Annotated in this window: 23 protein-coding genes and 3 pseudogenes; 17 read left to right on the forward strand and 9 right to left on the reverse strand. The window is 62.9% G+C overall.

Annotation, left to right across the window (positions count from 1 at the left end; genetic code table 11):
- Positions 1 to 206: 206 nt before the first annotated feature.
- Both Q9R31_RS20140 and Q9R31_RS07460 read right to left on the reverse strand, forming a co-directional pair.
- On the reverse strand, positions 207 to 626 hold the full coding sequence (locus Q9R31_RS20140) for a DUF6932 family protein (RefSeq protein ID WP_397428220.1): 420 nt from the start codon (positions 624 to 626) through the stop codon (positions 207 to 209).
- A 269-nt stretch (positions 627 to 895) separates the two neighbouring features.
- A complete protein-coding gene (locus Q9R31_RS07460) occupies positions 896 to 1,945 on the reverse strand; it encodes a DUF3800 domain-containing protein (RefSeq protein ID WP_311262083.1) in 1,050 nt (349 codons plus the stop codon).
- A 679-nt stretch (positions 1,946 to 2,624) separates the two neighbouring features.
- Between Q9R31_RS07460 and Q9R31_RS07465 the strand changes: the two genes are divergently transcribed.
- From Q9R31_RS07465 to Q9R31_RS07475, 3 genes are all read left to right on the forward strand, one after another.
- Complete coding sequence (locus Q9R31_RS07465; protein ID WP_311262084.1) at positions 2,625 to 2,855, forward strand: hypothetical protein; 231 nt, start codon at positions 2,625 to 2,627, stop codon at positions 2,853 to 2,855.
- 28 nt (positions 2,856 to 2,883) lie between these two features.
- Complete coding sequence (locus Q9R31_RS07470) at positions 2,884 to 3,630, forward strand: hypothetical protein (RefSeq protein WP_311262085.1); 747 nt, start codon at positions 2,884 to 2,886, stop codon at positions 3,628 to 3,630.
- A gap of 149 nt (positions 3,631 to 3,779) precedes the next feature.
- Positions 3,780 to 4,595 (forward strand): hypothetical protein, encoded by an 816-nt coding sequence (locus Q9R31_RS07475; RefSeq protein WP_311262086.1) that lies wholly within the window; start codon positions 3,780 to 3,782, stop codon positions 4,593 to 4,595.
- 151 nt (positions 4,596 to 4,746) lie between these two features.
- Here Q9R31_RS07475 and Q9R31_RS07480 read toward each other — a convergent pair whose 3' ends face one another.
- Complete coding sequence (locus Q9R31_RS07480; RefSeq protein ID WP_311262087.1) at positions 4,747 to 5,142, reverse strand: STAS/SEC14 domain-containing protein; 396 nt, start codon at positions 5,140 to 5,142, stop codon at positions 4,747 to 4,749.
- A 162-nt stretch (positions 5,143 to 5,304) separates the two neighbouring features.
- On the opposite strand from Q9R31_RS07480, the gene Q9R31_RS07485 reads away from it, so the two are divergent.
- The 3 genes and pseudogenes from Q9R31_RS07485 to Q9R31_RS20145 all read left to right on the forward strand — a co-directional run.
- The gene (locus Q9R31_RS07485; protein WP_311262088.1) at positions 5,305 to 5,439 is read left to right on the forward strand and encodes a hypothetical protein; all 135 of its coding nucleotides are present in this window, start codon (positions 5,305 to 5,307) and stop codon (positions 5,437 to 5,439) included.
- Positions 5,439 to 5,825 carry a helicase associated domain-containing protein gene (locus Q9R31_RS07490; protein WP_311262089.1) on the forward strand — a complete coding sequence of 129 codons (387 nt, stop codon included), beginning with the start codon at positions 5,439 to 5,441 and terminating at the stop codon, positions 5,823 to 5,825. The genes Q9R31_RS07485 and Q9R31_RS07490 overlap by 1 nt, the downstream gene beginning before the upstream one ends.
- A gap of 45 nt (positions 5,826 to 5,870) precedes the next feature.
- Positions 5,871 to 6,104: pseudogene (locus Q9R31_RS20145) on the forward strand (helicase-associated protein); the annotation flags it as partial.
- A 323-nt stretch (positions 6,105 to 6,427) separates the two neighbouring features.
- Here Q9R31_RS20145 and Q9R31_RS07495 read toward each other — a convergent pair.
- The gene (locus Q9R31_RS07495; protein ID WP_311262090.1) at positions 6,428 to 6,763 is read right to left on the reverse strand and encodes a hypothetical protein; all 336 of its coding nucleotides are present in this window, start codon (positions 6,761 to 6,763) and stop codon (positions 6,428 to 6,430) included.
- Between the two features lie 43 nt (positions 6,764 to 6,806).
- The gene (locus tag Q9R31_RS07500) at positions 6,807 to 7,232 is read right to left on the reverse strand and encodes a DUF4259 domain-containing protein (RefSeq protein ID WP_311262091.1); all 426 of its coding nucleotides are present in this window, start codon (positions 7,230 to 7,232) and stop codon (positions 6,807 to 6,809) included.
- A 183-nt stretch (positions 7,233 to 7,415) separates the two neighbouring features.
- On the opposite strand from Q9R31_RS07500, the gene Q9R31_RS07505 reads away from it, so the two are divergent.
- The gene (locus Q9R31_RS07505) at positions 7,416 to 7,916 is read left to right on the forward strand and encodes a hypothetical protein (protein WP_311262092.1); all 501 of its coding nucleotides are present in this window, start codon (positions 7,416 to 7,418) and stop codon (positions 7,914 to 7,916) included.
- 33 nt (positions 7,917 to 7,949) lie between these two features.
- Here the strand turns inward: Q9R31_RS07505 and Q9R31_RS20150 are convergent.
- A pseudogene (locus Q9R31_RS20150) lies at positions 7,950 to 8,051 on the reverse strand (TniB family NTP-binding protein); the annotation flags it as partial.
- A gap of 131 nt (positions 8,052 to 8,182) precedes the next feature.
- On the opposite strand from Q9R31_RS20150, the gene Q9R31_RS20155 reads away from it, so the two are divergent.
- The 6 genes from Q9R31_RS20155 (at position 8,183) to Q9R31_RS07535 (ending at position 11,862) form a co-directional block, all read left to right on the forward strand.
- Entirely contained in the window at positions 8,183 to 8,554 is a 372-nt protein-coding gene (locus Q9R31_RS20155) for a PASTA domain-containing protein (RefSeq protein WP_397428221.1), read from the forward strand.
- A gap of 249 nt (positions 8,555 to 8,803) precedes the next feature.
- A complete protein-coding gene (locus Q9R31_RS07515; protein ID WP_311262093.1) occupies positions 8,804 to 9,220 on the forward strand; it encodes a nuclear transport factor 2 family protein in 417 nt (138 codons plus the stop codon).
- A 156-nt stretch (positions 9,221 to 9,376) separates the two neighbouring features.
- Positions 9,377 to 9,535 (forward strand): hypothetical protein, encoded by a 159-nt coding sequence (locus Q9R31_RS07520; RefSeq protein ID WP_311262094.1) that lies wholly within the window; start codon positions 9,377 to 9,379, stop codon positions 9,533 to 9,535.
- A 115-nt stretch (positions 9,536 to 9,650) separates the two neighbouring features.
- A complete protein-coding gene (locus Q9R31_RS07525) occupies positions 9,651 to 9,809 on the forward strand; it encodes a hypothetical protein (protein ID WP_311262095.1) in 159 nt (52 codons plus the stop codon).
- 23 nt (positions 9,810 to 9,832) lie between these two features.
- A complete protein-coding gene (locus Q9R31_RS07530) occupies positions 9,833 to 10,495 on the forward strand; it encodes a helicase associated domain-containing protein (protein WP_311262096.1) in 663 nt (220 codons plus the stop codon).
- 188 nt (positions 10,496 to 10,683) lie between these two features.
- Positions 10,684 to 11,862 (forward strand): serine hydrolase domain-containing protein, encoded by a 1,179-nt coding sequence (locus Q9R31_RS07535; RefSeq protein ID WP_311262097.1) that lies wholly within the window; start codon positions 10,684 to 10,686, stop codon positions 11,860 to 11,862.
- A gap of 379 nt (positions 11,863 to 12,241) precedes the next feature.
- On the opposite strand, the gene Q9R31_RS07540 is transcribed toward Q9R31_RS07535, so the two are convergent.
- The gene (locus Q9R31_RS07540) at positions 12,242 to 12,526 is read right to left on the reverse strand and encodes a hypothetical protein (RefSeq protein WP_311262098.1); all 285 of its coding nucleotides are present in this window, start codon (positions 12,524 to 12,526) and stop codon (positions 12,242 to 12,244) included.
- 110 nt (positions 12,527 to 12,636) lie between these two features.
- Between Q9R31_RS07540 and Q9R31_RS07545 the strand changes: the two genes are divergently transcribed.
- Entirely contained in the window at positions 12,637 to 13,095 is a 459-nt protein-coding gene (locus Q9R31_RS07545; protein ID WP_311262099.1) for a hypothetical protein, read from the forward strand.
- Here the strand turns inward: Q9R31_RS07545 and Q9R31_RS07550 are convergent, their stop codons facing one another.
- Entirely contained in the window at positions 13,096 to 13,353 is a 258-nt protein-coding gene (locus Q9R31_RS07550; protein ID WP_311262100.1) for a helix-turn-helix domain-containing protein, read from the reverse strand. It lies immediately after the preceding gene.
- A gap of 46 nt (positions 13,354 to 13,399) precedes the next feature.
- Between Q9R31_RS07550 and Q9R31_RS07555 the strand changes: the two genes are divergently transcribed.
- Entirely contained in the window at positions 13,400 to 13,891 is a 492-nt protein-coding gene (locus Q9R31_RS07555) for a hypothetical protein (RefSeq protein WP_311262101.1), read from the forward strand.
- A gap of 6 nt (positions 13,892 to 13,897) precedes the next feature.
- Here Q9R31_RS07555 and Q9R31_RS07560 read toward each other — a convergent pair.
- Positions 13,898 to 14,218, reverse strand: a pseudogene (locus tag Q9R31_RS07560) (PspA/IM30 family protein); the annotation flags it as partial.
- 747 nt (positions 14,219 to 14,965) lie between these two features.
- Here Q9R31_RS07560 and Q9R31_RS07565 point away from each other — a divergent pair.
- Both Q9R31_RS07565 and Q9R31_RS07570 read left to right on the forward strand, forming a co-directional pair.
- On the forward strand, positions 14,966 to 16,315 hold the full coding sequence (locus tag Q9R31_RS07565; protein WP_311262102.1) for a DUF262 domain-containing protein: 1,350 nt from the start codon (positions 14,966 to 14,968) through the stop codon (positions 16,313 to 16,315).
- A 1-nt stretch (position 16,316) separates the two neighbouring features.
- A complete protein-coding gene (locus tag Q9R31_RS07570; protein ID WP_311262103.1) occupies positions 16,317 to 18,371 on the forward strand; it encodes a DUF262 domain-containing protein in 2,055 nt (684 codons plus the stop codon).
- Positions 18,372 to 18,637: the final 266 nt, after the last annotated feature.

Consider the following 18,637-nt stretch of genomic DNA (forward strand, 5'->3'; position numbering starts at 1 on the left):
CGCCACTGCATCACCCGACAGCTTGATACCAAGTATGAGAACGGCGGAAGATCTGGTTGCATGCGACGGGCCGCTTCGTCCTCTGCCTCTTCGAAGACCTCAAATACGTCGCCCTCAGGCTCGGGCAGCGCCGATAAGAAACGAATGAACCTCGTCCGCTTTCTCGGTAGTGACGTGCCGTGCAAGGTAATTCCGCACGCTTTCGCTCACCACATCACCTCCAAGTATCCACGCGCTGACGTTACTTCTGGTGCCAGCGCTGCCGCCTTTGGACCTAGTGGCCGAATCCTCTGCCACCAGTCATCCAGCCCACCTCGTTTAGCTAGGTAGTTCTGTTCATGTTCAAGCAGTGTTGTCGGTAGGAGCGTTGTTTCAAGGCTACGCCAAGGGATCGGGAAGGGCTCCACCTTGTACTTCTCAACCAGTTTCTTGCGATGGCCAACCAAGGTTTTCACCTTCTTGATGCCTTGGGTGCCAACCAGATCGCTGATTATGCCCTCGTCGTAGACGGGGGATACGTCAATATCGTTTGGGTGGACCTCGTTGGAGATGAAACTCCCAGCAATCCAGATCGCGTGCAGGATCGGCTGGTCGAAGGGCTTCTCCGATTCCTTCCATGCCTGCAGCTAGTCTATGAAGCCATCCCAGATTGCTTGCCTGGTGGTTGAGGCTCCGAACTGTGGGTGATCAACGAAACGATGCCGAATGTGTCCGAGAGTTGTCCTGTACCGACCCGGTGGAAGGTGGCCCGTTTCCGGATCAAGAGGCGGGATCGCGTGCAGGATACCCGCCGTACTGACGTCCGGTACCCGCTCGTCTGTTGCCTGCCCCATAGCATAAGACCGCTACAGCGCACCCCGAAGCAGCTTCTTGGAGTGATGCCCTGGCCGTCGTGTTACATAAGACCGCTGAAAGGCCAATCGCGGGGGCAGATTTGCTCCCAAGATTTCTCATCGCCCCAGATTGAGTTGTAATGCACCAAGCGCTGAACCTGAGAGAGACGTTCTTCCTCTGCGTTTCCCTTCAACGCGCTCTCTGCGACTTGGCGGGTAAAGCCCGCAGCGATGTCGGCCAGTTGGATACGCGGATCTGCTTTGGAGTCGATGTGCGTGATTCCACGCAGATCAAAGTTCCTGTTCGGCAAGTTGAAGTGCGCGGGAACCTTCTTTGTCGCTGCTGCCATAACGGCGCCCATTACTTTTTCCGTGAGACCGTTCTGGGCGTCGTGCATGATCCTGATCGGTCGCTGGAGCTTCCGGCTCCAGCCATACGCCAACTCCATCAACGAGGTTTGTAGCGGGTCTAGATTCTTCGTGAGATCGCCTTTGGCTAAGTCTGCTTGAAACTCCTCAGCCTGTTGCCTCGTTGCGGCAATCTGGGTAAGGATGATCTTCAGCTTCCCGTTCGTGGCAGATGAACGGGCTTGCTGTACCTTCTCGAAGAAGCCGTCTATGGTCTCCTTCTCACCCTTCCGCTGCTTCTCCCGCATGAGCGATGTGAAGGCTGAAACCAGATCGAGCCATTGCTCTTGGCCGAGATTCTCAGGGCCGAGCTCGTACAGGGCGGTTGCCATCCGCTGGGCGGTGCCGTCGTAGAAATTGTGCCCATCGGCGTAGGCGCGTTCTTCAATGAGCAGGTCAATCATCTTCCCTGCGGCCATGTTGGCCTTCTCGACAAGGTAGACCTGCACCTTGCCGACGAGCTTTCCCTGATCTCCGAACAGATCGTTGATAGCCTGCCCATTACGGAGTATGTCCGCAGCCTTTAGTTCGGGACTTTGAGCCTTGGTCTTCGCACGAAGATAGGTCACCAGCTCATTCGCCTCGCCAAGTTCCATGTAGAGGCTGCTGTGCGCCAAGACCGGAGTTTTGCCGCCCATCAGGTTCTCACCGTCATGACCGGACTCGTCACAGAAAATCTCTGCGACCTTGATGGCTGCGGCCATGTGCTTCCTCGTCCTTACCTCGACGTGATCCCAAGGTAAGCATGTCAGAGCACAACACGACCGGTAAATCGAGAAGCTCAGAGCTTGATGCCCAAGTCGTTCTCCATGAGGGCGACGCTCAATGGCATCGATGAACAACCACACTTGGAGCCTCCTCCGCCAGGCGCATGCCGACTTTCACTCCGAGGCGTCAGAGGTTACGACGAGGTTCTTATTGAGGTATCGGATCGAATCCGCAGTTCGGGGTCGATTGGCAAGGCTGACATCGGCGCTTTGCTCTTCTGGAAGCGTCTCCGTGCCGACACTTGTTGGGTATGGGACCTCATGGTTATGGCCGATTCCGGAGTTCGCGATACCTCGCGTCACGCCGTCTCAGCGGTGAACGACGCTGCCCTGGACAGGACCTCAGAAGCCGCTGAAGGCCGAAAAGCTCTAAGCGCCTTGCCGGGCTTCGTCCGCGGTGGGAGGTACATGGCCATCATCGATGGACTGGCGTCCGAGGCCGAACGTCGGGGTCACCCCTGGTCTCCCCATCAGGTGAACCTGGCCCTGTTTGCCTTGGGCGGTCAAAAGAGAGGATCAGCTAAGGCGGTTTGAACCCACACGGCCTTGGCGCTCCGTTGTGGCATCGGCTTTCCATGGCTTCGGGTAGCGTGCGAGGAAACGAATCATTGGGGGAATGATGAAGCGGATGCGACGTGTGCTGCTCGCTGGTGTCCTGGTAGCGGCACTGTCCCGCGTCGTCACCGTCTGCATCGCCATCGCCATTTCAGCCCCTGAAGGGGGATGGGCCTCGCCCTGGACCCATGCCGGCGGGGCGGCCACCGTCGGGCTCATGATCGCGTTCTGGGCTCGGGGACTCCCCGGCCGCTCCCGGCGGCTGCAGCTCAAGGATGGGGTCATCGTCTAGGTCGGGAAGCCGCCCTTAGGATGACGGCATGGCTGACGATGATGGCTATGGGGCGTTGCGGAGCCGGCCGGTGAAGCATTTCGGTGAGACGCTGCGGAGCAGCAAGTCCAGTTACCGGCTCAAGCGGCACGAATACGCTCTGCCCAACAAGAAGAACACCCTCTGGCGTGCGCGGGAACACTACAGTGAGGAGGCCTGGGACGCCGAGGCCTGGATGTACGAGGACGAGGACCATCGGGTCTACTCGGATCACTTCTGCGAACTGTACCGGGCGGCCGCGTTGCAGAACTTCGATGCCAACATGGCCTTCTTCCGGCAGCTGTCCGGCGGCCAGTTCCTGGAGACCATCAACGCCATGCTCGAACAACATCCCACCATGCAACGTGTCACCGAGCTCTCGGCCTGGAAGTGCGTCGAGGGCGTCTACGTCATGGTGCTCGACCGCTATATGCAGGCCTACGTCGGCCATGCCGGCAACATCCGGACACGCATCATGAAGCACTGGAGCCGGACCATGGATTTCGACCATCTTATCTTCGGGGCCAAGGAGACCTCGGTCCTGCCCATCGACGCGTTTCGTGCCCTGGACACGACCCGCATCTTCGCAGTGAAAACCACCCGCCGGCAGCAACTGGAGCGGCGCCTGGTCAATGACCTTCCGGCGGACTTTCTACTCAACCGGGTTCCCGGCGGGAATGGACCCACGGGAGGCATGTTCCTGCCGTCCGAAGTGAAGCGGCGGCAGCTGCCGATTGCCCCTGAAAGGAGCGAATAAGCCGAGCCTGATTGATAGAGTCAGGCCGACGGTATAGCCGGAGGACAGAGGGGGATTCGGTGGGGATTGGTCCATGGCTTCGTAAAGCCATTACTGGAACGAAGGCTAAGCCGACTGAAGCAGCTCAGCCTGCTCCCTCTGAGCCCATCGTGACCGTGTCGTTCGGCTTCAACCCCTGTACCGAGGTGGCGGGCACGACCACCTTCGCCGGGGAAGCCGTCGCTGCCTTGGCGGACCGGAAGGGTCTGGGCGATCGGGGCTATTTTGAGGGCCAGGCGCAGCTGCAACGCGACCCGGCGAACCCTGTGGACCCGCAGTCTGTGGACGTTCTCGTCGACGGCGAGAACGTGGGCTGCCTGCCGTCCTACGCCGCGAAGGACGTCCCGCTGCCGGTCGGCGCCAGCCATCCTGTCCCCTACCAGCTGCATGTCCTGACCGGTCAGAAGCTTCTCGCCAAGGCCTACGTCTGGCTGGGTGCGGGCGATCCTGAATGGTCCCACACCCGCGAGAACCCGCCGGCCCTGACGCCCAGGGAGCGGATCAACGACTCGCACATCCAAAAGACCACGATGGTCCGTGAGGCGCTTCAGGAGGGCGGCGACCGGGCACGGCAGTTCCGGCGCGGAATGGTTGATGACGTCCATTACCTGGAGCTCGTGGAGCCGATCAAGGAACTCAAGCGCGAAGGCAGGCTGAACGAAGCCCTGGTCCTCTGCTACAAGGCCATCGAGGCAGCCGAACGTGACCGGGACGGGCGGGAGCCTGCGCCCTGGTACACGGAGCAGGCAGCGATCGTGCACCGGAAGCTGGGCCAGAAGGCTGAGGAGATCGCCGTGCTGAAGCGGTGGATGGCCGCCACCCCAAAGTCGCGCCGGGCTGGCAGCCGCATCGCCGAGCGGTTAGCCAAGCTGGAGGCGTTCAGTAAAGAGATAGTGCGCCTGCCTCCAATGGATACGTATTGGTAGCGGTCCCGCTACCAATACGTAATGGCTTGCCAACCTAACTATCAGCATGCTTACAATAAACGCATTCGGATGGGGATCCGGTGCAAATGGGGTAGTTAATAGGGTGCGCTCAGCGAACGGGGCGCACCCTTCCCGTGTCCGGGCTTGCCCCCTAGAGCGCCTCGCCCAGTTCCGAGGCCCCACCCGTAGCCGACAGCAGCCACGCCACGGCCTTGTCAGACGAGGTGAAGTACTTGATTGGGAACCCGGCTTGGACCAGGGTCAGCCGGAACATGGCTATGACCCGGTCGACGGGAGAGGTTCCCAGAAGGGCCATACGGGACACGTTTTCCGGGGAAGGGAATTCTTTGCGGGCGGCTGCGGAATGGGTCACGCCGCGGATCTCAACCAGCATAGGCACCGGCCTGTCGTTGGTGAGGGCCTTGATGGCCTCGAGAGTGCTCCTGGCGACGTCGATGCCGATATACGCTCCCGGCTTCCAGCGCAGGTGAAGCACCCCGCCGGAGAGTTCCAGTGTTCCTTTGCCCTTGATGTCGATCGTGCTCATGCCATCCCCGTCTTGAATGAAGCCAACGGTCTCGACGGTAGTCGAGCGGCATCCGCATTGCAGGTCAGCGCGCAGGCCTCTCGCCTGCTCGCGTAGCCTAGGGGCAAACGACTATTGGGGGGGGTAGCAATGTTTTCGAGTCCAGCCTTAGGCGTCATGGGCATGCTGTACGGAGTTCTCACTTTCGTCGTGGCCATCCTGGCGGTCTACGCCCTGGTGTTGGCCATCATCTTCCTGCGGCTGCGGATCGCCGAAATGAAACGGGCGGCGCCACCGAGGAACAATCCCACAGTTTGATGACGCAGCCGAAGCGCAAGACGCCGTACTCGGAGTGGGTGATGATGTACCGGACCGGTATTCCCGCCAAGCAAATCGCGGCGGTCACCAGAGTGGCGGAGTCGGTCATCAGGTTCCATCTCGCCAGGGCTGCTGAGCAGGACCCGGGTTTGCGGGCTGTGCACCGGGCCGCGGCCGCACCGGTTCTCAAGCGCGTCACTGAGCCCGGCCATCGGAACCTGCAGGAAGTCATGGCGTTTTACGAGGCCGAGGGCAGGCTCCCGGTCAGCGGCCGGTCCCGCTTGGAATCAACCCTCGCGGAGTGGCTGACCCGCCGCCGCAGGGACGCCGCCGACGGCACCCTCTCCCCCACCTACGCCGAGGCCCTAGACACCATCCCCGGCTGACGCGAGCACACAGCCAAGCGTGCAGCGGACGCGGCCCGGTGGAAGCAGCGACTGGCCGAGGTTGCGGCCTGGCTGTGCGCCGGGAACGACTGGCCCCGGCACAACAAGACCGACGACCAGGAGGAACGGACGCTTGGGGTTTGGCTGCACACCCAGCGCATCGACGCCCGGGCAGGGAAACTGACCGCAATCAAGGAGAAGCAGCTCAATGGGGTCATCCCCGGCTGGCGGCAGGGACGACAGCGGCGGGGAGTGACCAGCCGCCCGCCTACGGGCTGAAGCGCCAAACCTTCGAGAGGTGACTGGCCACGCCGTTTGCCGGGTGGAGACTGCGGGATGGGGAAATTTCAGGCGGACCCGTACTTTCGAAGCGTCCGGGCCCAGGTGTTGGGCGTCCTCTTGGGGGTATGCCTCATCGCCCCACCGCTGATCGGGCTTGATGAAGACCGCTGGACCGGGGTCGACCGGTTCTTCGTCATTGGCGCGGTCGCTTTCATCATCTTCTGGCTCTCGGCCGCGATCATCGGATGGCGAACCAGGCGAGGCAATGCCGGCCACGGGAAATCATCTGGGACGCGGCCTCCGGACCGTCCGCAGACCCGCTAATCCGTCTCGAAGATCACGGAATCGACGGTAACGCCAGCATCCTCGGGCGGACGACCCTGGACCCTGACGTACCGCGGGTACTGTACAACATTCCCGTTGCGGTCCGTGTGGTGGTCATGCCATTGGATGAAAACCTCGAATGGACCGGGGCCAGCCGTCGTCGCAGCCCAGCCGATGACATCGGACACCTGCTCCGCTCCGGCAACATCCCACTCATCCACCATCCACCCCATGGCCGCCGATGACGGACGCTTCCACACCCGGACCCGGTACATCGGGCCGAGATCGGGATCTCCAACCGGGTCACTATCAGCTGCTCGTTCGATGCGCATGACGCCGACCCTACGCTTTGCCGCCAGCCCCCGCGAGCAGAGCTCACTGAAGCGCGGTGCGCAGCCGCTCCGTGAGGTCGCTGAGGGATTCGCGCCATCCGGGTTCGTCGGCGTCGTCCCACAGCTCGGCCAGCTCTGACTCCTCGCCCGCCACCCGGCCTACCGCTTCAAGGGCCAGCTCCACGTCCTCGGCGGTGAGCTCGGCACCGTGGGCGGTGACCCAGTCGGCGACGTTCTCGGGCAGGTCCCCTGACGGGTTGCCCTGGCAGGCTGCGGTGATGTCGGCCGCGGCGATAGCGATGCTGCCCTCCGGAGCGTCGACGTAGCCGTTATTGGCTTTGGCTAGGGCCCGGCGGATGACGTCGCCGCCTCCACCTTCGAGTTCGTCCAGCCAGTCCAGCGCGTCGTCATTCTCAAACGGCAGGTAGCCCCATGCGCCCATCAATCGCCCCTCTCGGTGTACGGTCACGTGCTGGCTCCAGCATGCCAGAAGCCTCCCCGGCATCGACACAATCCTGCCCAATTCCACCCGAGAGAGCTCTTGGGCCAGGAACGCCCAGGGGCCATCGTAGGATTGCCCGCATGGGGGTCTCGTTGCTGGTGTCGAGCAGTGGGTATTCCCGCTGTATGTCCACCAACGCTAGGAGAACCATTGCATCCCGAACACACCGGCCAGCCGCCAGTCCCCGCAAACTACCCCCAGGCTCCTGCCGGTTACTATCCCCCGCCTGGATACTGGCAGCAGCCCAAGCCGCCCGCATCGGGACTGCGGGTCGCCGCCGGGGTCGTGGCGCTTGTCTCCTCCGTCGTCGGCATCATGATTGCCGGGATCTACCTCTTCGTCCGGCACGGCGGAGCAAGCACCCCGTTCAACGGGTGGATGAACTTCTTTCTGATCGTCGGCTCCGTTGGCTGCCTCGTCACCGGCATCGTCATCCTGGCAAAGCAGCGCAGGAAGGGCGGGGCCACCCCGCGGCTGGTGACATCCTTCTCGGGCCTAATGGTGCTCGGCTGCCTGGGCTTCTTGGTGGGCGGCAACTCAGGGCTGCCCGGCGCGCCGCTCATGGTCTTGCCGTTTGCCTTGGCGACCCTTGTTCTGGGCATCTTGGTGGTCGTGAAGGACAAACCCCAGGGGCGGGTTCAGCACAGGTGACACGACACGGTGCCGGCGACCCAGCCAGCCCTGCCCGGCGAGGACATTGTGCAGTTCGTCGATGACGAGCATGCGCACTCCTGTTAACCGCAGCAGTTTCAGCGAGATCTGCTCCACGTCCGCCAGGCGTCGGCGTCCAGCGGCACGATGACCGACTTCCTACCGGGACGCACCGGAGTACCGGCGCTAATCTGGTGAATGGACGGTCGTGTTTGCCGTACCAGCTGTTCGGGCGCAAAGGAGATGCCGAGGTGGTCGAACGCCAGATGCTAAATGTTCCCGATCTGGTTGGGCAGCCTGTCCATATCGCACAGGAGACTGCGGCGAACCTTGGGTTCGGTCTCGCGGCCGGGGACCCTGATGGTCCAGGCCTTCGCTCGCGCACGTGGCCCGGGCTATTCTGGGTGACCTCTCAAGATCCTCCGGCAGGGTCGGTCCTTGAGCGGGGGGAGCCAAATTCGGATCACCTTCGTTCAGGACGGTCAAGCCCGAAGCGACGTGCCGGAGCAGACGGGCGGGCCGACCCCCACATTGCAAACTCATGCGGAGGGCGACACGGAGTCGTGAGTTGTCCGCTGAGGGAGGCTCTTGGTCCTCGCCCTGGACCTACGCCGGCGGGGCCGCGACGGTGGGTTTGATGATCGCCTATGGAGTCCGGGTCGCCCCACGGGCTTCCCGACGCCCACAGCTCAACGACGGGGCAGTTGTGTAGCCGGCAATCTCTTGCCGCCCCGACTCGACAGGCGGACACTTGATCTACTGCGCTAAGTAGTCAGCCTAACAGGTCGCCACCGAACCAGGAGAGGCAAACGTTGCGGAGGCATTGGGGGCGCAGGAAGAAACGGCCAAGGCAACCGCCTTCTGGTCCTGATGCAAGGGGGTGAGTGATGCTCAATGAGGCAGATCTCCTGGAGGCTCTGCAGCGTCACTGGGAGTTCGCGGGCGTGGACGAGACAATCTCCCACGAGATCTACCACGATGATGCTGTGCTTGAGTTCCCTCAGTCAGGTGAACGATTCGAAGGCTTGGAGAACTTCCGCGAGTGGCGGCGGCAGTACCCGGCGAGGCTTAAGTTCCATACTCGGCGAATCACTCATCGTGCCGATCTGGTCGTTGTAGAGAACTTGATCAGCTATGACGGCGGGCCTTGGATGTTCACCGTCGATCTGATGGAGTTCAGAGGCGACAAGGTGGCTCGTGAGCGTATCTACATCATGGATGGCTGGGAAGCTGCGGAGTGGCGCGCCCCGTGGCGTGCCGAGCGTTCTGCCGACCCCGCACCTCCGCCTCCCCAAGCTAACTGATACACGTGTTTCCTGGCCGAACTGCTGTTTACTCGGGCTTCAAGTGGGGACCGTACCTTGGGGGACAACAAGCCTAGGTACGGGAAAAGACAATGAACACCGATGAGATAGCCGAACCGACCGACGGCGCGTCCCTGTGGAGGGGTCAGGAGGTCCGTGTCCGTGCGGGGGGACCTGGGCCACGGCACCGTCGATGACCTGACCGATGACGGGTCCATCGTCTGGATTGTCTTTGGTGGAGCCGAGCCGCGGCGCATGTTCCTTGAAGAGGGCCCGGGGAAGTATACCGTACTGGCGCCCATCTCGATTCGCTAGAGCGGCGGATGGGGCAGGGACTTTTCGCTGCCAGTCTCGGCCGTAGCCCATTGGCTTCCGCCAGGCCGGCGAGGACCTCCCGTAGCCTAGGGGCAGCGACTATTCGGGGGTAGCAATGAGTTTGAGTCCTGCGTTCGGCATTCTCGGTGTCCTGTACGCCATCTTCACCCTCACGCTGGCCGTGATGGCGGTGTACGCCCTGGTCCTGGTAATCATCTTCCTGCGGCTGCGGATCGCCGAGCTGAAGCGGGTCGCAAAGGCCGAGGGGCAGTAATCATGAGCAAGGGCTGCGGCTGAATGGCCAAGATCAAGCGTCCCGCCCCGCACCCGGAGTGGGTGTTGATGTACCGGAAAGGCATCCCGGCGCCCAAGATCGCCGCCGGTGCAGGCGTCGCTGCATCCGTGGTCCGCTACCACCTGGCCATCGCCGCCAGGCAGGACAGTGGCCTGCCTCAGGAGCACCAGGCGGCTCTGCCCGCGTCGCCGCCGCGGGTGACCGATGCGGGCCGCCGGAACCTGGCGGCCGTCCTGGCGTTCTACGAGGCCGAGGGACGGCTTCCGGTCAATGGCCGGTCATCCGAGGAGTCGGCGTTGGCGGGGTGGCTGGCCCGCCGGCGGAAGGAGGCCGCGGAGGGCAGCCTCTCCCCCGTCTACGCCCAGGGCCTGGACGCCATCCCAAGATGGCGGGACTACCCCACGAAGCGGGACGCCGACGCCACCCGGTGGCAGCAGCGCCTAGCCGAGGTCGCCGCCTGGTTGGCCGCCGGAGGCGACTGGCCCCGGCACAGCAAGACCGACGAGCACGAGGAGCGCACCCTGGGTGTCTGGCTGCACACCCAGCGCATCGACCACCGGGCCGGAAAGCTCACCTCAGCCAAGGAAAAGCAATTGAACACTGTCATCCCCGGCTGGCGGCAGGGCAGGCAACGGCGCGGTGCCAACAGCCGGCTTACCGCTTAGGGTGCGAGTCCGCGTGCGGCAATGCAAGGCTGGGTCGCCAAAGGAAATCAGGCCAGGGGGTTGAACCTTCCGTGCCATCAGGGCCAGTCGTAAGATTGACCTGCTGGGACGGCGGTGCCCTGGACGTCTGGCCGGATATGGAGCCGCAGACGGCCATAATCTGTACGTCGTCCCGGGCGGATACGGCAATGAGCACGAAAAATCGCTTTTGGTGTCGAACAGCCCTCGCCGTCGTTCTCCTTTTGGCCGGCTGTACCTATTCCAACGATCAGCCCGCACCCTCATCAAGCTCACCGAGCGCTTTCGGTCCCCTCGAAAATCAGATCCAGCTCTTCCTTGACGAGGGCGCGGTGGCCGCCGTTGTTCAAATCCGCTGGCCCGAGGGCGAGTGGTCTAAGGCCTACGGCGTACGCGATCTGGAAACCAAGACTCCGGCACAGACCACGGACCGGATACAGATCGCCAGCGTCACCAAGACAATGACGGCCGTGGCGGTGATGAAACTCGTAGAGGATCACCTCATCGCTCTCGACGATCCCGTCAATGACGTGATACCCGGATTCACTTCGGCACTCAAGCCTCCGGCGCCGATCACTGTCAGGCAGCTGCTCAGCCATACGTCGGGCATGCCCGAGGTCAATGATGCTCAGCCAAAAGATATTGACTTCCGCCCAGCGTTCTTCTCTCAGCCGCTCACAATGGAGGGCGGATTGCAGTTGGCCGGGACTCTCCCCTGGCCCGCGGCCAGTGTGGGGACTTTCAAGTACTCGAATACGAATTACCTGGCCCTGGGCCTGCTGATACAGGAACTAAGGCACAAGGCTTTCGCCCAGGTCATCCAGGATGAGATCTTTGAACCGCTCGAGTTGAAGAACACGAGCCTGAAACCTGTAGACCTCACCGCGCCCGGACTTCTGCATGGCTATGCCACCATCCGGGGTGAGCGGGTCGACGTTACGGACAACACCGCCTGGGCGGGTAACCCGGCCGGAGGGGCAACCTCCACCGTCGAAGACGTGAATTTCTTCATGGCAGCCCTCTTCACCGGCCGGGCGGTCTCGCCGGCGTCGCTGAAGGAAATGAAGACCAGCCCTGGTTTCGCGCCTTACGGGTTGGGCATGTGGGAGCATGCGGACGGGTGCTCGAAAGAGTCGAGATACGAGGGCCTTGGCTCGCTCTGGGGCCATCAAACGACAGCGGTCAGCAGCGCTGACGGGCGTTACCAGGCAACGATGACCGTGACTGTCCCACCGCTGCCAACCGGCCTCGAGGACCCAGCCAGCGAGGAGAAGCGCAGCGCCATGAACGGCCGGATGGAGTCCAGCCTTAACGAGGCCCTGGACCGCATCTGCAAGCCAGCCAGCTGACAACACCTGTCGCCCAGTTGAGATGGACATGGGCAGCGCTGCCAGCGAGACCTGATGGCCGCTCGACGAAGAAGGCCAGCGGTCTAACCCCCGCCTCCTCCGACTGGTCCTACCCAGCCACTGAAATTTCCTCTTCCCCTCTGGCGCTCATCGTCGTCCTTTCCGCAGCGGAGACAGCGCTTATACAGGCTGCCGTCCTCGGCGTGTTCGGCGTGCCACTTATGGCTGATATTCAGCTTGCACAACAGGGCCCCAAACATGGCCTTCTCCGATCAGTGCAATGTGCCGCTCTGGCAATTTAATGATGGCCCTGGTTCAGCCCGGGCGGAACCAGCAAATACTTGCCATCCATCAGTGTCAGGACCAGTAGGAGTCAGCCTCAACCTGGCAGCGAGAAAAAGCTGGCCGGATCATCCGCACCGAGCAGGTCGTGGTGAAAGACGATGGCGTCCACCGGCCGGGTATCCACGAACAGGACGGCGACATCGCGGGAGTGGACCACCGTAAAGCGGGTCGGCCCGTCCACCCAGGAATGGATCCCGGTGAATTCCTCGACGAACAACCCGTCCCCGAGCAGGCCCCGCTCCTGAAGCAGGTCGTAGACAACATTCCAGGCGAGATCCATCAGTTCGTGGATCGCCGCCTCCACCGTTGGAGCCGTCATAAGACCATCGTGCTCCCGGGGGCTGACAGTCTTGCGGACGACGGAGGGCGTGTCCTGTAGAGGCCGTCGCGGGTTAGGCTGACCGGAACCGGCGCGGATTGGGGGATCCAGTGAAACACAAGATCTGGTTGGCCTTCGCGGTGATTCTGGTTCTTGCTGCCACTGCCTTATTCGTGGTCCGGTCCGCCGAGGACAAGGTGACGGATCGAATGCTTTCGGGGGCCGGGCGGTTCGCCATCCCGGCCGAGTGGAAGCTGACCCGGGAGACAGTCCGCCCTGAACGGTTCATGTGCATCAGCACGAACCCGTGTCCCAGTCTTCACCGGACCTGGGACACCGGAAAAGAGCTCACCGACGCCGACGTCGCGGCCCTAATGTCGGGACTCGGATTCGACATGGCAACCGACCATCCGTGTAAGCGAGATGCGAGGATCATCGGCGACGGCTCCATATGCACCTCGACAGGAACTGACGGCGAGTTCGACTACTGGCTAAACGTCACGAGCCCCGGCCCAGGCGAACCCCAGCTCGTCACGCTGAGCGTCGAGCCTCGCTATGTGCCGGACTAGCTACTCCTGAGACTCCGTCTCGCCCTCATCCTGCAGCTCGCCGGCGGCGATCCGTTCGGCGGTGCGCCGGTACGCCTCGGCGATGTAGTCCTCGACGTCCTGCCGGCCGATGCGCCACATGCCGCGCCCACCCACCTGAAACGCCCGAAGCTCGCCCGCCTTGATCAGTGCGTGGACCTGGTTCGGCTTCACGTTCAGCTCTTCTGCAACTTGGGTGGGCGTCAGGAAGCGAAGGGGCTTTTCGGGTTCATCGGTCACCCGGTAATCCTATGTGGCAGGCCCTGTGCAGCCCTAGACTCGGCCCATGAAGACGGGTTGGGGGATCCTGGGCACTGGGCTATTGCTTGCTGCCACACTGGGCACTGTTGGATGCAGCTTCGTCTGCCCAGCCAGCGGATACGCCAGCATCATCACTGTCAACGTCGAAGGCAACGCGGCCGCAGTCGACGAAGTGCAGATGTGCAGCGATCAGGGATGCTCCCAGCGACTGCCGGACTACGCGCCTGCCATACCCATGAAAACCGTGCAGCCAGGTGTTCCGGGGTCAGACACACCGACCCCGTTTATCCCCGCCACTCCCCCGGCCGCGTTCCTTGGCACGAGGACCGACATCGACACCTGGGCGTTCAGCATCTCCCAAGCTGACCTGCCCGAGCACGTCACGGTCCGCGCACTCGGCGCAGACAAGGCCGTCCTGGCTGAGCAGCGGAACGATCTGGTATGGACCAGGGTTGGCGGGTCCGAGCAGTGCGGTGGACCTGTGACTACTCCGCCGATCATCCTCAGAGTTCCCTGAGATGGCCTAGTAGTCGATGGCCTTGCGGTCCATGGACTTCAGGGCGGCGAGCCGGGCTTCCACTTCGGTCTGCTCTCCGAGGTCTTCGAGGGAGGCGAACTGGGCGTCCAGGGATGAGGCGGCAAGTTCCTGCTGGCCGCGGACGGTGGCTTCCTCGCGGCGGATCCTGTCCTCGAACCGGCCGATCCCCGAGGTCGGGTCACCGGCGTCCAGGGCCTTGAGGGCGTCGTTCACCTGGGTCTGGGTGGCGGCGACCCGGGCACGGTTGACCAGTTCGTTGCGCTTGGCGGTCAGTTCGCCGAGCTTGCCGCGCATCTGGTCCAGGCCATCACAACCCGCCGCAGCAGCCAGAAGGGCGCCTTCGCCGCCATCGAAGCCACCGAGTACACCGCGGAGCTGAGCTACTACGAGGACAATACGCTGGCCGCCGTCGCACTGGCTTTGGTCCAAGAGCGGAACACCATCTAGGGAGAATGCACGAGCGGGCCTCCAGAACGCGGAGCAGACGATCGGAATCAACCGTCGGAGGCGATCTCAGTAGAATCGCTCATCGACATCCGCGATGTCATAGCCAGCCGCCTTCGCCTGTTCAATGAGGTCATAGCACGGCTGGCGACTAGTGAATCCGTTCCTACCCAACAGGCGACACACTCTGCGTCGTCGAACTCCACGCCATAGGGACGCTTCGCCCATCTGTCGTCGTCGATTGCGATTGTTGCCCGAATTGCCACTGCGGTACTCCCTTCCATGAGACCAAATCGCGATGGCCCCGGCTAACGCCAGATCTCCAGCGCGCCCGGGTCCCGCATCTCCATTGGTGCGACGCCGTTGTGATAGACCCGCTCTCGCAGATCGTAGCGCCGGGTTCAATCGGCTCGAGTCCTGACTGACGTTTACGAATATCCCGGACGAATTCGATCAGCCGACTTGTTGATTGATGCGCCTGAGCTGTTGCCTCGGGGCATTGAGGCAACGTTCGAGCTCTTTACGCTTCTGGTCGATTGTCGCTGGAATTGCTCGAGCTGGTTGCAAGAACTGGTCCGACCCGTCCTGTCCCTAAGCTACGATCGGCCCATGGCAATCAATACCGAGCTACTGGAGTTCGTCTCCGTAGACGAGCTCCTCGGCCCCGGTGCCCCCTCGCTCCGGATCCCCGACTTCCAGCGCCCGTACTCGTGGACGCCGCGCATCGCCGCGCAGCTGTTCACCGATGTCGAGGACGCTCTGAACGCCAGGCCCGAGCACCCTTACATAATGGGCACGGTCATCCTTCTCAGGCGACCCGACGACTCGCACTTCGAGGTAGTGGACGGGCAGCAGCGCCTGCTCACCTTCCACCTGCTAAGAGCACTACTGCGAGGCGAGAAGCGTGATCACCACGCGGAAGGAAGTACGCCACTCCATAAGGTCCACCGCGAGCTGGCCCGCCTCGTCTCCGCTCTCGAGCACGGCGAGCACGGCGAGCACCGCCTCGCGCGCTACAGAGACTTTCTGGACTCTAAGGCGCAGATGTTGCGGATCGTCACCGATGACGAGGACGAGGCGTTCCAGTTCTTCGACTCGCAGAACTTCCGCGGCAAGGCGCTGCGTCCACACGATCTGCTCAAGGCCTTCCACCTGCGCGAGATGGCCGATGCCTCGGCCTCGGAGCAGCGGGCCGTGGTGGAGCAGTGGGAGGAGGCCGACGAGAACGATCTGGACCGGCTTTTCGGCACCTACCTCGCTCGGATCCATTGGTGGAGCCGGAACCTGCCTGCGCACGACTTCACCAATGACGATCTCGACCTCTTCAAGGGGGTCGGCCGGGCGACGCGGCGCCTCCCCGGCGCGGAGTACCACCGCACTGCCAAGGCGGTACTGCCCGGCTTGCAGGCGTGGGCGCACCCCGCCCCCGATCTTGTCGCGCTACGAAATCTCAAACGTGCGCAGCATCAGCTCGATGCCCCGGTCGCGGCGGGGAAGTCCTTCTTCGACTTCGCCTCCTTTATGCTGGAAGAGTCCCAGCGCCTGGACGAGGAGCTCTACTTCCCCGCAACCGGCGCCGGCATCTCTCATCCGGAGCTGACAGTCTTCCGGAACAGCGCCCGCTTCCGATATTGCCGAGAGCTGTACGTCGCCGCAGCGCTGTATTACACCAACAAGTATTCGGAAGCGGACCTACCTCTGGCCCGTCAGCGCCTGTTTCGCTGGGCCTATGCGTTGCGCCTCGCCTACGAGCGGCTCGGCTGGAGATCTACTGACAATTACGCACGCGGACTCAGCGCCCAAGTCGACGGGCTGAGCTCACTCAACGTCTTCTCCACCATCCGCGACAGCCTCGATCCCAGAGATGTGCCGCTCACGGATGTTAGCGCTCCGAAGGAAGCACGCACCAAGAATCCCGAGGACGCGCAACTCCTCGCCCTCTTGAAGGAGGCCGGCTGAGATGACACAGATCCTCGCACCCGACGATGTCCAGGCCATCCCCGTCGGAAATCTCTTCGACCACGACGCACCGAAGTACTCAATCCCGCTGTACCAGCGCAATTACACCTGGGGCGAGGAGCAGATCCATCGCCTCGTCCACGACGTCCTCGACGAAGCAGAGCAGGAGGTTCAGAAGGACTACTTCCTGGGCAACCTCGTGGTCGCACCTCCGCATTACGCCGACGACCCCTTCGACGTGATCGACGGCCAGCAGCGACTAACCACCCTCTACCTATTGCTGACGAAGCTCAGTTCGCGCCAGCACTTGAGAGGACGCATCGGCGAGCTGCAGCCTCTCACCTACGAGGCACGAGACAAAGCCACCCGCGCACTGCGCGACGTCGCGGACACTTCTCTCAACCAACCGGAGAAAGAGAGCGACCGCGAGGATTCCGGCATCCTCCGCGCAGCCCGGATCATCGACCAGCTGCTCGACGGAGACAAGGCTGGGGCCCGTTTCCTGGCACCGCGCGTGACCGACTATCTGCTCACCCGGGTGCTCCTCATCCGCATGCCGATCGACCGGACGACGGATTTGAACCGGTACTTCGAGATCATGAACACCCGCGGCGCCCAGCTCAGCCCCGTGGACATCGTCAAAGCCCGGCTGCTGCGCCATCTGACCGATCCGTTGGACCGAAAGCTGCTGAACCGCGTCTGGACCGCCTGCGCGGACATGGAGCACTACGTGGGCATGACCGTCACGGCCGGTGACGCCCAGTTGCGCGCAGAGGTCTTCGGGTCGGAGTGGGACTCCGTGCCCACCGCGGACTTCACCAAACTTCGCGCTCAGCTCATCGACCGCCCGTCCAAGGACAACCCGGCGCGCGATGAGGAAAAGCTACCGCCGACGTCCACTGCGATGACGCTCGACGAGGCGGTCACGACCTACGCCCGCGACGACGTCGACACGGAATCAGTGGACGCAGACGGCGGGGACCGGTTCACCTCCCAGATCACGTTCCCGACCCTGCTGCTCCACGTCCTCGCCGTGCACGGACCGATCAACGACCCGAAGCGCGACGACCGGCAGCTCGATGACAAGCAATTGGTCAGCCGCTTCGCGAAACGCCTCGAGGAGCAGAAGCTTACTGAACGCCCGGCCTGGGTTCGGACGTTCACCACGGGCCTGCTGCGGATCCGGTATCTTTTCGATCAGTTCGTACTCAAGCGCGACGCGACCCTGACCCGAGGGCACGAGTCGACGACCGACGATGAGCCCGGGAACTGGTCGCTGTACCGCTTGGCGCGCGGCACGTCGAGCCAGGGCCGACGGGTGCAGGACACCCCGCGGTACCCCCCGACTTTCGCGGCCGATGAGACCGGGACCGGGCCGGGAAGCCTGCAGCGTCGCATCCTGCTGCTGCAGTCGGCCCTGCGCATCACCTACACGTCTCCGCGCACCATGCACTGGATTACCGATACGCTGCGCTATGTCACCGAATGCACCGACCGCGGCCAGCCGGTCACCGCGCGCGATTTCCTGGACCGGCTCGAGGCGCACACTCTCGAGCGTGTGCACGCGGCACTCTCCCCGGATCCGGAGAAGGAGGAGGTAGGGCCTGACGGCCTGCCGCTCGGTTTCGCGATCCCGCGCATCATTTACACCTACCTCGACTACCTGCTGGTCGAGGAGATGAACCGGTGGGAATTCACATTCAGTTACCGCACTTCGGTGGAGCACTTCTCCCCCCGTACCGAGGACGCCGAGCACATCTCCGATGCGTATCGAGTCGAGGACCGCAGCCTGCTGAACTGGCTGGGCAACCTGGCACTGGTCACGGTGAGCACGAACTCCAAGTTCAGCAACTACCTGCCGGCGCAGAAGGCAAACAACCATGCCGCACGCCGGCAGAGCCTGAAGCTCGAGCTGATGGCACGGCGGGCGGAGACCGGGAGTTGGAACGATGAGGACGTCCGGGCGCATCATGAAGTGATGCTGAAGCTGCTGATCGGGGCACTCGGCACCCGAAGCGGTGGAATCGTGCGTGGTCCGGCAATCGGGAAGCAATGACCCGTCACGATGGCCTCGATGAACCGGCCGTTGCGCGAAGCTTCAATGTGGGACGAGAGGTCCGGAAGAGCGACATCGACGCCTCCTCGTCCGACCCGGTGATCTCGCCGGCCTGCTTCTTGCCTCCAGAGGTTAGAGCGAGAAGCGAAACTCCACCACGTTCCGTAACCGAATAACCTTTGGGTGGTACGTGGTTCCGAGGCGCCGGGGCTGAGCGCGGACGTATGCTATGCCGACGTCAAGATGCTCCTGTGCCGACACCCTTA

The sequence above is a fragment of the Pseudarthrobacter sp. BRE9 genome (assembly GCF_031844305.1).
Taxonomy (GTDB): Bacteria; Actinomycetota; Actinomycetes; order Actinomycetales; family Micrococcaceae; genus Arthrobacter.

Coding starts and splice junctions, on each gene's coding strand:
- Q9R31_RS07530 (WP_311262096.1), top strand. CDS start 9,833: ATGGCCAAGATCAAGCGTCCCGCCCCGCACCCGGAGTGGGTGTTGATG.
- Q9R31_RS07480 (WP_311262087.1), bottom strand. CDS start 5,142: ATGAGCACGATCGACATCAAGGGCAAAGGAACACTGGAACTCTCCGGC.
- Q9R31_RS07465 (WP_311262084.1), top strand. CDS start 2,625: ATGATGAAGCGGATGCGACGTGTGCTGCTCGCTGGTGTCCTGGTAGCG.
- Q9R31_RS07515 (WP_311262093.1), top strand. CDS start 8,804: ATGCTCAATGAGGCAGATCTCCTGGAGGCTCTGCAGCGTCACTGGGAG.
- Q9R31_RS20155 (WP_397428221.1), top strand. CDS start 8,183: ATGCTAAATGTTCCCGATCTGGTTGGGCAGCCTGTCCATATCGCACAG.
- Q9R31_RS07495 (WP_311262090.1), bottom strand. CDS start 6,763: ATGCGCATCGAACGAGCAGCTGATAGTGACCCGGTTGGAGATCCCGAT.
- Q9R31_RS07490 (WP_311262089.1), top strand. CDS start 5,439: ATGACGCAGCCGAAGCGCAAGACGCCGTACTCGGAGTGGGTGATGATG.
- Q9R31_RS07470 (WP_311262085.1), top strand. CDS start 2,884: ATGGCTGACGATGATGGCTATGGGGCGTTGCGGAGCCGGCCGGTGAAG.
- Q9R31_RS07525 (WP_311262095.1), top strand. CDS start 9,651: ATGAGTTTGAGTCCTGCGTTCGGCATTCTCGGTGTCCTGTACGCCATC.
- Q9R31_RS07460 (WP_311262083.1), bottom strand. CDS start 1,945: ATGGCCGCAGCCATCAAGGTCGCAGAGATTTTCTGTGACGAGTCCGGT.
- Q9R31_RS07555 (WP_311262101.1), top strand. CDS start 13,400: ATGAAGACGGGTTGGGGGATCCTGGGCACTGGGCTATTGCTTGCTGCC.
- Q9R31_RS07565 (WP_311262102.1), top strand. CDS start 14,966: ATGGCAATCAATACCGAGCTACTGGAGTTCGTCTCCGTAGACGAGCTC.
- Q9R31_RS07570 (WP_311262103.1), top strand. CDS start 16,317: ATGACACAGATCCTCGCACCCGACGATGTCCAGGCCATCCCCGTCGGA.
- Q9R31_RS07540 (WP_311262098.1), bottom strand. CDS start 12,526: ATGACGGCTCCAACGGTGGAGGCGGCGATCCACGAACTGATGGATCTC.
- Q9R31_RS07535 (WP_311262097.1), top strand. CDS start 10,684: ATGAGCACGAAAAATCGCTTTTGGTGTCGAACAGCCCTCGCCGTCGTT.
- Q9R31_RS07485 (WP_311262088.1), top strand. CDS start 5,305: ATGCTGTACGGAGTTCTCACTTTCGTCGTGGCCATCCTGGCGGTCTAC.